Below are 12,768 nucleotides of genomic sequence, written 5' to 3'. Positions count from 1 at the left end.
ATCAGTCAAGCCAAGTAGCGCCTGGCCAACGCTTCGACGTCCTCACGGGCGTCGGAGTGCAGGTGTGGGGCAATGATCATCATCGCCTGATACACCATCACCCCTACTTCCGGCTCCTGGCCCAGGATGCGCTGGTAGTCCAGGCTGCAGACCAGCGTCATCGCCGTTTGATCGCTCAAGGCAGTGAGGGCGCCATTGCCTCCCGCCAGGCGGGGGTTCTCTTCGAGGCTGGCCAGCAGCGCCACGAGCGTTCGGCGCAATGCCTGGATGATCTCGCGCATGCCACGTCCCAGGCGCGGCATGCGGCGGGCCATGTTGGACAAGTCCATGAACAGGAAGCGGTACCGCGCCATGCGCTCGGCGACCAGGTGCAGAAACAGCCAGTAATCTTCAGCCCCCAGCTGTGCCGCCGTGGGTGGGCGTAATAATGGCCGCAACTCCTGCTGGAACACCTCGAACAAGCCCAGGATCAGCGGCTCCTTGCCGTGATAGTGGTAGTACAGGTTGCCCGGGCTGATGCCCAGCTGGCTAGCGACCTCCACGGGCGTCACGTTGGGTTCGCCGTGCTCGTTGAACAGCCCAAGCGCGCATTCGAGGATGCGCTCGCGGGTTTTCGCTCCAGCCGATGGCGGCATGCCTTACTCGCCCAGTACGTACGTTCCAGGCGCCGCGCCCAGTGCCGGAAACTTCTCGCTGCCCACTTGGGTGATCGGCGCGCGTAGCGGGCCGCTGCGCTCTTGTACCCAGGCCAGCCAAGGTGCCCACCAGCTGCCTTCGTGGCGCGTGGCGTCGTAATACCAGGCGCGAGGGTCTCCGCTGAGCTTGGGGTTTTCAAGATACCAGGCTTCGCTGGTTCGCCCCGGAGGCGCCAGCATGCCCCGCACGTGCCCACCGCTGGAAAGTACCAGCCGGTGCGTTCCGCCCAGCAGCTGGCTGGAACGATAGATCGAATCCCAAGGGGTGATCTGGTCGTTCAATGCGGCGACCGTGAACGTGTCCACGCCTACCAGGGACAGGTCGATGGGCGTGCCACACACCTCGAGTGCGCCGGGGCGCGGCAGCGGGTTGTGCTTGAACAGATCGAGGAGGTCCCCGTGCAGGGCGGCGGGGAGGCGAGTGGTGTCGTTGGCCCAGTACAGCACGTCGCTGGCCTCCGGCTCCCGGCCCAGCAGGTAGTTGTTCACCCAATATCGCCAGATCAAGTCGTTGGGGCGCGCCAGGGCAGCCCATCTGGCGAGCTCACGGCCGTCCAGCACGCCCAGCTGATAGGACCGGCGCTTCGCCGACTCCAAGGCTTCTTCCCCAAGGAACAAGCTTGCCGGGCCTTCCAGGTGCGCATCCAGCAGGCTCACGAAGTAGCTGGCGCTCTGTACTCGCCCCAGTTGCCGCTTGCGCTGCAGCACACTTTGCAGTGCGGCATTGATAAGCCCTCCGGTGCATCCGCCTACCAGGTTCACTTCGCGGCTGGCGCTTATTGTCCGACACGCATCCAGTGCTTCCTCCAGGGCCTGCACGTAGCGTGACAGGCCCCACTCGCGGTGGCGCGGGGTAGGGTTGCGCCAGCTCACCATGAACACCTGCAAGTTATGCTTGAGCGCGTATTGCACAAAGCTGTTGGCGGGCGACAGGTCAAAGATATAAAAACGGTTGATCGGGGAGGGCACCACTAGCAGCGGGCGCTTGTGCTGTTTCTCGCTGAGCGCGCCATATTGGATGAGTTCGAGCACCTCATTGCGAAACACAACCGCGCCGGGTGTGGTTGCCACTTGCTTGCCCACCTCGAACGCTTGCCTGGGCACTTGCCGAGGCAGGCCCTGGTGGTGCCGCAAATCAGCCAGCAGGTGCCGGGCGCCACGCAGCAGGCTGAGGCCGCCGGAGTTGAACACCTCCTTGATCGCCAGGGGGTTTAGCAAGGTGTTGCTGGGCGCGATCGCGTCATCGAGCAGCGCGAATAGAAAGCCGGCACGGATTCTGGATTGCTCATCGAGCTGGCTGTCCTGCAGCCATTCCTGCAGGCCTTGCTGGCAACTGAGGTACGCCTGCAGCCCCCGCTTGTACAAAGGGTTCAGTGCCCAGGTAGGGTCGTTGAAGCGGGTGTCGGAAGGGTCCGGTGCGAACAGCGTGTCGCCTAGCATCACGCGGCCCAGCCGGCCCCCGAGCGCCAGTGCGTGGCGGCTGGCATGAAGTGGGTGTCGCAGCCCGTGGGTGGCCACGCTGCGCACGGTGTCGATCAGGTCCTTTCGCTGCAGGCCGGTGATCACACTCTGCGCGTTGATATAGTCGGCAGACGTGGCCGGGCTGCTTTTGGCGACCTTGGTTTTCATGAGGCGCTCCGATTAGTGATCGCTGCTCGCGGTTGGCGCCGGCCGTGGATGTACCACCGCCCGCTGCCGTTCCTCTTCGAGAAACTTCATGATGATCGGGGCCACAGCACCAGCCCGGGTTACCAGGAACAAATGCCCGTCATCGATAATGTGTAGCTGTGCATTGGGAATCCGCCAGGCCAGCAGGCGCATGTTGATCAGGGGGATCAACGGGTCGTCGTCCCCGGCCAGTACCAGGGTTGGCTGGTGAATGCGATGCAGCCAGTGGATGCTGGTCCAGCCCAGGCCGGCGAACAGTTGCCAGTAGTAGCCCAGCTTGCCGGACGAGCGCACCTTGCGCGCATGGGCCATGGCCAGGTCCGGTTCCCGGCGGAAACTGCCTCCGTAGATTTCCGGGGCAATCCGCACGCCGTGCGAGGGCTGGATGTAGCGCCGGGGGCTTGCCATCAACCACAGCACCCGCGGCTTGCCTGGCACCATGAAAGCCCCTGCCGACGTTGCCGCCAATACCAGTTTTTTGCAGCGTTCGGGAAAGTCATGGGCGAACTGCTGCGCCAGCGCGCCACCCCAGGACACGCCGATCGCATTCACCTGCCCGTAATCGAGGTAATCGAGCATCCGTACGGCAAGCTTTGCCAGGCCGGGGAAGCGATAGGGCAGGTTAGGGGTGGAGGAACCACCCACGCCCGGCACGTCGAAGGCGATCACTTCCAGATCGGGGTCCAGCGCGGCCACGAAAGGAAATACCAACTCCAGGTTGGCGCCGATACCGTTGAAAATCAGCAACGGAGTAAGGTGAGGTTTGCCCGGTCGCACGGCCGTGCGGATCGCCTGGCCATTGATGTCGATGGTGCGAAATACATAAGAAAGCGGCATGCGCGCGTCCTGTGTGTCGGGCGGGTGTCGGCCTCAGCGCTCGTGCACGTACGTGCCGGGCGAGGGGTGCGCGGGTGGGTACCGCTTGTTGCCGAGCTGAGCGGGCGCCTCGCGCATGTCGCCCGAGCGATTCACCAGCCACAGCCCCCAGTGCAACCACCACGAATCCAGGTGCTTGGTGGCGTCGTTCTGCCATGCCTTGGGCGCGGTGGGCATGTCCGGGTTGGTCATGAAGCGTGCCTTGGGGTTGCCCGGCGGGTTGAGGATGCTCTGGATATGCCCGCTGCTGGAGAGCACGAATTCCACGTTTCCACCAAACAACTGCGCCGACTTGTAGCAACTGGTCCACGGGGTGATGTGGTCATTGCTGCCTGCTACGCAGAAGAGGTCACTGGTGACCTGCTTGAGATCGATGGCGGTACCGCACACCTCCAATGCCCCAGGATGAATAAGCGGATTGTTGCGAAAAAGCTCGATCAGGTCGGCATGAAAGGCGGCCGGCAGGCGGGTGGTATCGTTGTTCCAGAACAGGATGTCGAATACCGGCGGCTCGTTGCCCAGCAGGTAGTTGTTCACCCAGTAATTCCAGATCAGGTCGTTGGGGCGCATCCAGGCAAATACCCGGGAAAGGTCCCGCCCTTCCAGCACGCCACTCTGGTAGGAATGTCGCTTGGCGGCTTCCAGCGTCTGGTCATCCACAAACAGCGCCACATCCGTGTCCAGGTTGGTATCCAGTACGCTCACCACCAGCGTGAGGCTGTGGACCTTGTGCTGGCCAAGCGCGGCGTAATGGCCCAGTAGCGCGGCACAGGTGATGCCACCCGAGCAGGCGCCCAGCAGGTTCACATCCTCGCTCGCGGTTATGTCGCACACGGCATCGATGGCTTCCTTCAATGCCTCGATGTAGGTGGACAGCCCCCATTCGCGCTGCGCCTTGGTGGGGTTGCGCCAGCTGATGATAAACGCGGGCACCTGGCTGCGGACCACAAAGCGCACCAGGCTTTTTTCGGGGCTGAGGTCGAACACATAGAACTTGTTGATCTGCGGCGGCACGATCAGCAGTGGCCGCTGATAGAGCTCAGCGCTGGACGGCTTGTAATGGATGAGCTCCAGCACATCGTTGCTGAACACCACCGAGCCTTCGCTGGTGCCCAGGTTGCGGCCTACTTCGAAGGCCCCCATGTCGACCTGGCTCGGCATGCCTCCGTTTTTCACCAGGTCCTTGGCCAGGTGCCCCGCCCCATCGAGCAAGCTTTTACCGCCGGTTTCGAACAGGCGCTTGATGGCCGCGGGATTGGCCAACGTGTTACTGGGCGCCATCGCCTCGGTCATCAGGTTAAGCACAAAATGTGCGCGATTGACGTCCTTGGGTTCAAGGTTGCTGGTGTCGATCCAGGCATGAAGCTCCTTGCGCCAAGCCAGGTACCCTTGCAGGTAGCGTCGGTACAGGAAGTTCTCGTTCCAGGCCGGATCAACGAAGCGCCGGTCACCGGGTTCCGGCGCAAGGCTGGATTTGCCCAGCACCACGTCCCGCAGCTCTGCGCCGAATTTCAGGGTGTGGGTAAGGCTGTGCAAGGGCTGGCGAGCCACCTGGCGCAGCACCATGCGTGCCGAGGAGAAGAGGTCCTTGCGGCGCAGCCCGAGTATGGGGTTAAGGCCCATGCCGGTGTCGTTGGCCTGGGCCGTAATGTCTTCGGGGTTTCTGTCGCCCATGCCCGAGGCTCCGTGTTTGCGCTGTTGCCAATGCAACCGTCGAAAGTAGCCCACAGCAATCAGAGCATCCGGTAGGCGCGATACACGCGGCCCTGCTCACAGGGCGCACACACACTTTCGCGCCTGCAAACAGTGGTTACCTTAGTTGGGCATACAGCACAAGCAAGCCCATGATGGGCACTAGCGCAAGGTGGATTCGCTCAAGGAACGAATTTCACCACGGATTCGACCGGATCACGGGACCTGCCGGCCGTGTGCAGTGCGCCGAGGTACTCCTCCCAGAGGCTGTCGCGACGGATAGCCAGCTCGTAGAGGTAATCCCAGGTATACAAGCCGCTGTCATGCCCGTCATCGAAGATCAGCTTGAGCGCGTACTGGCCGGCGGGCTCCACCCCGGTCAGCGCAACCGCAAGCTTGCCGTACTGAAGGATCGGCTTGCCGTGGCCTTGTACTTCGGCCGATGGAGAGTGCACCCGCAGGAATTCCGCCGGCAGGTCATAGGCTTCATCCGGCCCGTAGGTGAGGCTAAGAATTTTCGAAGCCTTGTGCAGCTTGATGGCGGTGGGGCGTCGGGTCATGGTGCGCACTTCCAGGGTAACGAAAAGGGCCCCGAAGGGCCCCATCAGGAGAACCGGGCGACCGGTTGCGTTACAGAATATAGCGCGACAGGTCTTCGTTTTCCGCCAGCTCGCCAAGGTGGCTGTTCACGTACTCGGCGTCGATGCGGATAGGCTCGCCGTTCTGTGCGCCCGCCAGGTCGCCCGCGCTGAAGGAAACCTCTTCGAGCAGCCGCTCGAGCAGCGTGTGCAGGCGGCGAGCACCGATGTTTTCGGTTTTTTCATTCACCTGCCAGGCGATTTCAGCCAGGCGCTTGATGCCGTCTGCCTGGAATTCCACGCCAAGGCCTTCGGTTTTGAGCAGTTCGCGGTACTGCTCAGTCAGGGAGGCATGAGGCTCGCTGAGGATGCGCTCGAAATCACCAGGCGTGAGGGCTTTGAGCTCCACGCGGATCGGCAAGCGACCTTGCAACTCGGGCACCAGATCGCTGGGCTTGCTCAGGTGGAACGCACCCGAGGCAATGAACAGGATGTGGTCGGTTTTGACCATGCCCAGCTTGGTGTTCACCGTGCAGCCTTCGATCAGCGGCAGCAGGTCGCGCTGTACACCTTCACGGGACACGTCAGCGCCGCCGACATTGCCACGCTTGGCCACCTTGTCGATCTCGTCGATGAACACGATACCGTTCTGCTCGACCGCCTCCAGGGCTTGGGCCTTGAGCTCTTCGTCGTTCACCAGGCGACCGGCTTCTTCGTCGCGCACCAGCTTCAGCGCTTCCTTCACCTTGAGCTTGCGCGCCTTGCGGCGGCCCTTGCCCATGTTGGCGAAGAGGTTCTGCAACTGGCTGGTCATTTCTTCCATGCCGGGTGGCGCCGAAATGTCCACGCCAACACTTTCGGCGACTTCGATCTCGATTTCCTTGTCGTCCAGCTGGCCTTCACGCAGGCGCTTGCGGAACAGCTGGCGGGTGTTGGAATCGCTGCTCGGGGCCGGATCTTCGTTGAAGCCCACCCGCGCCGGCGGCAGCAAGGCATCAAGGATGCGATCTTCGGCGGCGTCTTCGGCGCGGTGCTGCACCTTGATCATTTCCTGCTCGCGCAGCAGCTTCATGGCGGCGTCGGCAAGGTCACGAATGATCGACTCTACATCGCGGCCCACATAGCCCACTTCGGTGAACTTGGTGGCCTCGACCTTGATGAACGGGGCGTTGGCGAGCTTGGCCAGGCGCCGGGCGATCTCGGTTTTACCTACACCGGTAGGGCCGATCATCAGGATGTTCTTGGGGGTGACTTCAGCGCGCAGCTCTGCAGGCAGCTGCATGCGCCGCCAGCGGTTGCGCAGGGCGATGGCGACGGCGCGCTTGGCATCGTCCTGGCCGATGATATGGCGGTTGAGTTCGTGGACGATTTCGCGGGGGGTCATGGACATGGCGTTGATGGCCTCGGGCATGTCACTGCGCGAGGTCCTGCTCCTCGATGGTCAGGTGATGGTTGGTGAAAACGCAGATGTCCGCGGCAATATTGAGTGCGGATTCGGCGATTTCCCGTGCCGACAGATCGGTCTTGTTCAGCAGCGCGCGGGCGGCTGCCTGAGCGAAGGCGCCACCGGAGCCCATGGCAATCAGGCCGTCCTCGGGCTCCACCACATCGCCGTTGCCGGTGATGATCAAGGATGCGTCTTTGTTGGCGACGGCCAGCATGGCTTCCAGGCGGCTGAGGGAGCGGTCGGTACGCCAGTCTTTCGCCAGTTCCACAGCGGCGCGCACCAGGTGGCCCTGGTGTTTCTCCAGCTGTGCTTCAAAGCGTTCGAAGAGGGTGAATGCGTCGGCGGTGGCCCCGGCGAAACCCGCGATCACCTGCCCGTGGTAGAGACGGCGGACCTTTTTGGCGTTGCCTTTCATCACGGTATTGCCGAGGGAAACCTGGCCATCCCCGCCCATGACGACTTTGCCATGGCGGCGGACTGAAACGATGGTGGTCAAGGGAACGTCCTCACGCTGCGGGGCGAAAATGCCCAATGCAAACAGATGTGGGGATGCCGTGGAAGGATTTCAACCAGTGCAAGGCCCAATCCCTGAATGCGGCCCTTCCGTATACCGCTGTAGCAGCTGGCGTTGGCCGCGACAGGGCAGACACCATTGTGCGCCCTGCCCCGGCAAACGCGGCTGTCAGCGGTTTTGACGCTGTTGCAGCAGCAGGTTGTTGAAGCCACTGCCGGCGAGCATCTTCTGCGCCGCAGTAAGCTGCTCGCGATTGCTGAACGGGCCCACCAGCACCCGGTACCAGGTTTCGTCCTTCACCGTGCCCGATTCCACCTGCACGGCCTGGCCCAACAGAATGATCTGGGCGCGAACCTTATCGGCATCCGTTTGCTTGCGGAACGAGCCCGCCTGCAAGTAGTACTGGGTAGTCGCCGCTGGCTTGATAACCGGCGGTGGGGGCGGTGGTACCTGCCCCGAGAGCGCAGCCTGGGCCCGCGCGGTATCGATCTTCGCCGCTTCGGCCGGGGTTACAGGCTGGGCGGGCACCGGCGGGGTTTTCTCCGGCACCGCTTCCGGCGGCACGATCACCTCGGATTCGGGCAGCAGTGTGTAGAAGTCATACTTGGGTTTGATCTTCTCCGGGCTGGGCGGGGTTTTTTCCATCTCCGCCTTTGCCGCTGCCTTTTGCTCCTCGGGCTTGACCCGTTTGACGTCGCTACGCCCCGGTTCGAGCTTCATCAGGAACACAATGAAGGCGCCCACGGACAGGCCGATGGCCAGCCATAGCCAGCCCGGTACGGGTTTTTTCGCAGGGGCCTGGTTGCGGCTGGCGCCACGCTTGGGTGCAGGTTTTTTCGCCGCCAACTTACATACGCTCCAGAGTTTCCAGGCCCAGCAGTTCCAGGCCCTGCTTGAGGGTCAGGCCAGTGAGCGCCGCCAGGCGCAGCCGGCTTTGCTGCTGTTCCGGTGTTTCGGCCGCCAGGATCGGGCAGTTTTCGTAGAAGCTGGAGAACAGGCCCGCTACATCGTAGAGGTAGCTGCACAGCACGTGAGGCGTGCCTTTTTCCGCTACGTTGTTCAGCACTTCGCCGAATTGCGCCAACTTGGCGGCAAGGTCCTGTTCGTGCGGGGCCTGCAGCACGATCTGGCCATGGGCTTCGTTGTACCCCTTGCCCAGCTTGCGGAACACACCGGCAACGCGGGTGTAGGCGTACAGCAGGTAAGGCGCGGTGTTGCCTTCGAAGTTGAGCATCAGCTCGAAGTTGAAGCTGTAGTCGCTGGTACGGTGCTTGGAGAGATCGGCGTATTTCACCGCGCCGATCCCTACTACCCGGGCGATATCACGCAGGCGGCTTTCCTCCAGCTCCGGGTTCTTCTCTTTCACCAGGGCGTAGGCGCGCTGTTCGGCTTCGTCGAGCAGGTCGATCAGCTTGACGGTGCCGCCGTCGCGGGTTTTGAACGGGCGGCCGTCAGCGCCGTTCATGGTGCCGAAGCCCATGTGCTCGGCCACCATGCCATTGGCGATGAAACCTGCGCGCCGCGCGACTTCGAACACCTGCTGGAAGTGCAGTGCCTGGCGCTGGTCGACGAAATAGAGGGCGCGGTCGGCCTTGAGCACGTTGCTGCGATAGCGAACGGCGGCGAGGTCGGTGGTGGCATAGAGATAGCCGCCGCCCGCCTTTTGCACAATTACCGGCAGCGGGTTGCCTTCGGCGTTCTTGAACTCGTCGAGGAACACGCACTGGGCGCCCTCGCTTTCTACCAGCAAGCCCTTGGCGCGAAGGTCTGCGACCACGCTCGGAAGGTCGTCGTTGTAGGCGCTTTCACCCATCACGTCGTTGGGGGTGAGGTGAACGTTCAGGCGCTCGTAGGTTTTCTGGCAATGGGACAGCGAGATCGTGTTGAAGCGCTTCCACAGGCTCAGGCAATCGGGGTCGCCGGCTTGCAGCTTTACCACCAAGCTGCGCGCACGTTCGGCGAAGGCTTCGGATTCGTCGAAGCGCTTCTTAGCCGCGCGGTAGAAATTCTCCAGATCGGACAGCTGGTCGCTGTCGGCCGGGTTTTCTTCGAGGTAGGCCAGCAGCATGCCGAACTGGGTACCCCAGTCGCCCACGTGGTTCTGCCGGATCACCGTGTCACCGAGGAACTCCAGCACGTTGGCCACGGCGTCGCCGATGATGGTCGAGCGCAGATGGCCTACGTGCATTTCCTTTGCCAGGTTGGGCGCCGAAAGGTCCACCACCACGCGCTGGTTGGCGCTGGCCTTGCGGATGCCCAGGCGGCGATCAGCCAGGGCGCGGTCCAGCCGGGCGGCCAGCGCTTCAGTGTTCTGGAAGAAATTGATAAAGCCGGGGCCGGCGATTTCAGCCTTGCTCAGCTGAGGGTCGGCGGGCAGGGCGGCGATAAGCTTCTCTGCCAGGTCCCGTGGCTTCATGCCGGCAGGCTTGGCCAGCATCATCGCGATATTGCTGGCGAAGTCCCCGTGGGTCTTGTCACGGGTGTTTTCGACCTGGATCGCGGGCGACAGCCCGGCGGGCAGCACACCGTCCTCGACGAGGCGGGTGAGGGCGTGTTGGATCAGCAGGCGAATAGTGTCTTTCATGATCGTCTCGTGTGCCGCGAGGCGGCGGCGCAGGATGCGCGGGTGGAAAAACTGGGCATTATCCGTTCATGGGGCGGGCTTGCCAACCTTCGCGGCCATTCAATAAAGGTCGATAGGGTCTACATCAAGCGCCCAGCGCACTTGCCGGCCGCCCGGAAGCTGCTCCAACTGCAATACCCACAGGCTGAGCAAACGATGCAGCGGTGCCCGGGCGCTGGCCTGCAGCAACAACTGCGAGCGATAACGCCCGGCGCGCCGCTCCATGGGGGCCGGTACCGGGCCCAGCAGCTCTACGCCTGGCACGTTTAAAGTGTCACGCAGGCGCTCTGCCTCTACGCACGCCTGCTCAAGGAAGGCCTCGGCCTGCCCGGGTTTGTGCGCTTCGGCGCGCAGCAAGGCCAGGTGGCAGAAGGGCGGAAGCCCGGCGGCGCGGCGTTCGCTCAGGGCCTGGGTGGCAAAGGCGGCGTAGCCCTCCTCGGTAAGCTGTACCAGCAGCGGATGATCGGCCATATGGCTCTGGATGATGGTGCGCCCCGGTTGCTCCGCGCGGCCTGCGCGGCCGGCTACTTGTACGATCAGCTGAGCCATGCGTTCGGCTGCGCGGAAGTCCGCAGAGAACAGGCCGCCATCGGCATCCAGAATGGCCACCAGTGTGACGCGGGGAAAGTGGTGCCCCTTGGCGAGCATCTGGGTGCCTACGAGGATGCACGGCTCGCCGCGTTGAACCTTGCTGTACAACTGCGCCATCGCCTCCTTGCGCGAGGTGCTGTCGCGGTCTACACGCAATACCGGTACGTTGGGGAACAGCGTGTTGAGGCGGTCCTCGGCGCGCTCGGTGCCGGCCCCTACGGGGCGCAGGTCCACCGACTGGCAGGCCGGGCACTGGCGCGGGCGTGGCGCGGCATGCCCACAATGATGACAGCGCAGTTCCCCCGAGCGCAGATGCACGGTCATGCGCGCGTCGCACAACGGGCATTCGGAGAGCCAGCTACAGTCGTGGCACAGCAGGGTAGGGGCGAAGCCGCGGCGGTTGAGGAACACCAGCACTTGCTGGCCCTGCGCGAGCGTTTGCCCGATGGCCTGTTGCAGCGGAGGGCTCATGCCGCTGTCCAGCGGCCGGCTTTTCACGTCCAGGCGCAAATACCGCGGCGGCAACGCGCCGCCGGCACGTTGCTCCATGCGCAGCAGCCCGTAGCGGCCGCTGTGCGCATTGTGCAGGCTTTCCAGCGAGGGGGTGGCCGAGCCCAGCACTACCGGGACGTTGTCCTGGCGGGCGCGCACCACGGCCAGGTCGCGAGCGTGATAGCGCAGGCCTTCCTGCTGTTTATAAGAGCTGTCGTGCTCTTCGTCGACGATGATGATTCCCGGGTTGAGCATGGGCGTGAACAGCGCCGAACGGGTGCCGATGATGATATCGGCGTCGCCATCCCTGGCAGCCAGCCAGGCGTCCAGCCGCTCGCGATCGTTGACCGCCGAATGCACCAGCGCAATTCGGGCATTGAAACGTTGCTCGAAGCGCTGCAGCGTTTGCGGCCCCAGGTTGATCTCGGGGATCAACACCAGCGCCTGCTTGCCGGCCCGCAGCGTTTCATGAATCAGCTGCAGGTAAACTTCGGTCTTGCCGCTGCCGGTTACGCCGGCGAGCAAGAAGGCATGGAAATGCCCGAACCCCGCTTTCACTGCCTCGAAGGCGCTGCGTTGTTCGGGGTTCAGCGGTAGCTCTGGCTGGGCCAGCCAGTGCGCCTGGCGCCGGGCAGGCGCGTGGCTGCGCACTTCCACCTCGGCAAGCCCCTTGGCCAGCAGTGCGTCCAGCGCATCCTTGGCCAGCCCCAGGCGGGGCAGCAGGGAGTGAGCGACACCATGGGGATGCTGCGCCAGCACGGTGAACGCGTCGCGCTGCCGTGGTGCCCGGGCCAGGCGTGGATCATCGCTGCGGGCCGCAGGGGCTGCGCTCCAGAAACGCTCCTGCCGGGCCTCGGCAGGCTCGCCCTGGCGCAGCAGGCTCGGCAAGGCCCAGGCCAGGGTATCCCCCAGGCTGTGCTGGTAATACTGAGCGGTCCACAGGCACAGGTTGAACATCCCGGGCGGTATAGGGGTGGTTTCGTCCAGCAGCGCGATGGCGGCCTTGAGCTTGTCCCGGGGTACATCGGTGCGGTCGCTCACTTCCACCAGAACGCCGACCATCTCGCGCCGGCCAAAGGGCACACGCAGGCGCATGCCAGGCTGCAGGGCGGCCGCGCGCAGGTTCGCCGGCGCCCGGTAATCGAACAGGCGGCGCAGCGGCGAGGGCAGGGCAAGGCGCAGGATGACGTCGGGCACGGAAGTTTCCACGGCGAATAGCGAAGCAAGCGCGCAAGCCTACCACCTCGAAGTGACCATCGGTATCCGCTGCGCTTGCGTCACCGCGCGGCTCTGTTAATATGCCGCCCCCAGTACGTGCGGTATCCGGCAATGGTGCCGGGTGGCGGCGCGACAACAGAGGAATTACCCATGAAGCCTGAAATCCATCCGAAATACGAAGCTATCGAAGCTACCTGCAGCTGCGGTAACGTCATCCACACCCGTTCCACCCTGGCCAAGCCGCTGAGCCTGGACGTGTGCAACGAGTGCCACCCGTTCTACACCGGCAAGCAGAAAATGCTGGATACCGGCGGCCGTGTCGATCGCTTCAAGCAGCGCTTCGGCGTGTTCGGCGCCGCGAAAACCAACTAAGG

Annotated in this window: 11 protein-coding genes; 1 reads left to right on the top strand and 10 read right to left on the bottom strand. The window is 63.5% G+C overall.

Translation table 11 applies throughout. The features are described from left to right. Positions 1-5: 5 nt before the first annotated feature. The 10 genes from AC3Z8Y_RS22955 to AC3Z8Y_RS22910 all read right to left on the bottom strand — a co-directional run bounded on the left by AC3Z8Y_RS22955 (position 6) and on the right by AC3Z8Y_RS22910 (position 12,373). The gene (locus AC3Z8Y_RS22955; protein ID WP_490087696.1) at positions 6-635 is read right to left on the bottom strand and encodes a TetR/AcrR family transcriptional regulator; all 630 of its coding nucleotides are present in this window, start codon (positions 633-635) and stop codon (positions 6-8) included. Positions 636-638: 3 nt separating this feature from the next. Then, entirely contained in the window at positions 639-2,324 is a 1,686-nt protein-coding gene (gene phaC, locus AC3Z8Y_RS22950; protein ID WP_490087695.1) for a class II poly(R)-hydroxyalkanoic acid synthase, read from the bottom strand. A 12-nt stretch (positions 2,325-2,336) separates the two neighbouring features. Next, positions 2,337-3,200, bottom strand: a complete 864-nt coding sequence (phaZ, locus tag AC3Z8Y_RS22945; protein ID WP_181110904.1) for a poly(3-hydroxyalkanoate) depolymerase — start codon at positions 3,198-3,200, stop codon at positions 2,337-2,339. Between the two features lie 33 nt (positions 3,201-3,233). Continuing rightward, positions 3,234-4,913, bottom strand: a complete 1,680-nt coding sequence (gene phaC / locus AC3Z8Y_RS22940) for a class II poly(R)-hydroxyalkanoic acid synthase (RefSeq protein ID WP_490087694.1) — start codon at positions 4,911-4,913, stop codon at positions 3,234-3,236. Between the two features lie 200 nt (positions 4,914-5,113). Then, on the bottom strand, positions 5,114-5,491 hold the full coding sequence (locus AC3Z8Y_RS22935; protein ID WP_490087693.1) for a gamma-butyrobetaine hydroxylase family protein: 378 nt from the start codon (positions 5,489-5,491) through the stop codon (positions 5,114-5,116). 70 nt (positions 5,492-5,561) lie between these two features. After that, complete coding sequence (hslU, locus tag AC3Z8Y_RS22930; protein ID WP_490090073.1) at positions 5,562-6,899, bottom strand: ATP-dependent protease ATPase subunit HslU; 1,338 nt, start codon at positions 6,897-6,899, stop codon at positions 5,562-5,564. 22 nt (positions 6,900-6,921) lie between these two features. Further along, on the bottom strand, positions 6,922-7,452 hold the full coding sequence (gene hslV / locus AC3Z8Y_RS22925; RefSeq protein ID WP_181110901.1) for an ATP-dependent protease subunit HslV: 531 nt from the start codon (positions 7,450-7,452) through the stop codon (positions 6,922-6,924). Between the two features lie 186 nt (positions 7,453-7,638). Beyond that, positions 7,639-8,316, bottom strand: coding sequence for an SPOR domain-containing protein (locus AC3Z8Y_RS22920; RefSeq protein WP_490087692.1), 678 nt, complete (start codon positions 8,314-8,316; stop codon positions 7,639-7,641). A gap of 1 nt (position 8,317) precedes the next feature. Next, positions 8,318-10,054 (bottom strand): arginine--tRNA ligase, encoded by a 1,737-nt coding sequence (gene argS, locus AC3Z8Y_RS22915; RefSeq protein WP_490087691.1) that lies wholly within the window; start codon positions 10,052-10,054, stop codon positions 8,318-8,320. Positions 10,055-10,153: 99 nt separating this feature from the next. Then, positions 10,154-12,373: a primosomal protein N' gene (locus AC3Z8Y_RS22910; protein WP_490087690.1), complete on the bottom strand. Its 2,220-nt coding sequence runs from the start codon at positions 12,371-12,373 to the stop codon at positions 10,154-10,156. Positions 12,374-12,544: 171 nt separating this feature from the next. On the opposite strand from AC3Z8Y_RS22910, the gene rpmE reads away from it, so the two are divergent. Further along, positions 12,545-12,766 carry a 50S ribosomal protein L31 gene (gene rpmE, locus AC3Z8Y_RS22905; protein ID WP_181110897.1) on the top strand — a complete coding sequence of 74 codons (222 nt, stop codon included), beginning with the start codon at positions 12,545-12,547 and terminating at the stop codon, positions 12,764-12,766. The last annotated feature ends 2 nt before the right edge of the window (positions 12,767-12,768 follow it).

The sequence above is a fragment of the Pseudomonas sp. 3MAES_34.3B genome (genome assembly GCF_058145875.1).
The sequence above is the reverse complement of the archived record's forward strand: the minus strand, read 5'-3'. Positions and strand labels throughout refer to the sequence as shown.

Bases quoted from the DNA above. Each gene is read 5' to 3' on its own strand.
- AC3Z8Y_RS22955 (WP_490087696.1), bottom strand. From the start codon at position 635: ATGCCGCCATCGGCTGGAGCGAAAACCCGCGAGCGCATCCTCGAATGC.
- phaC (WP_490087695.1), bottom strand. From the start codon at position 2,324: ATGAAAACCAAGGTCGCCAAAAGCAGCCCGGCCACGTCTGCCGACTAT.
- phaZ (WP_181110904.1), bottom strand. From the start codon at position 3,200: ATGCCGCTTTCTTATGTATTTCGCACCATCGACATCAATGGCCAGGCG.
- phaC (WP_490087694.1), bottom strand. From the start codon at position 4,913: ATGGGCGACAGAAACCCCGAAGACATTACGGCCCAGGCCAACGACACC.
- AC3Z8Y_RS22935 (WP_490087693.1), bottom strand. From the start codon at position 5,491: ATGACCCGACGCCCCACCGCCATCAAGCTGCACAAGGCTTCGAAAATT.
- hslU (WP_490090073.1), bottom strand. From the start codon at position 6,899: ATGTCCATGACCCCCCGCGAAATCGTCCACGAACTCAACCGCCATATC.
- argS (WP_490087691.1), bottom strand. From the start codon at position 10,054: ATGAAAGACACTATTCGCCTGCTGATCCAACACGCCCTCACCCGCCTC.
- rpmE (WP_181110897.1), top strand. From the start codon at position 12,545: ATGAAGCCTGAAATCCATCCGAAATACGAAGCTATCGAAGCTACCTGC.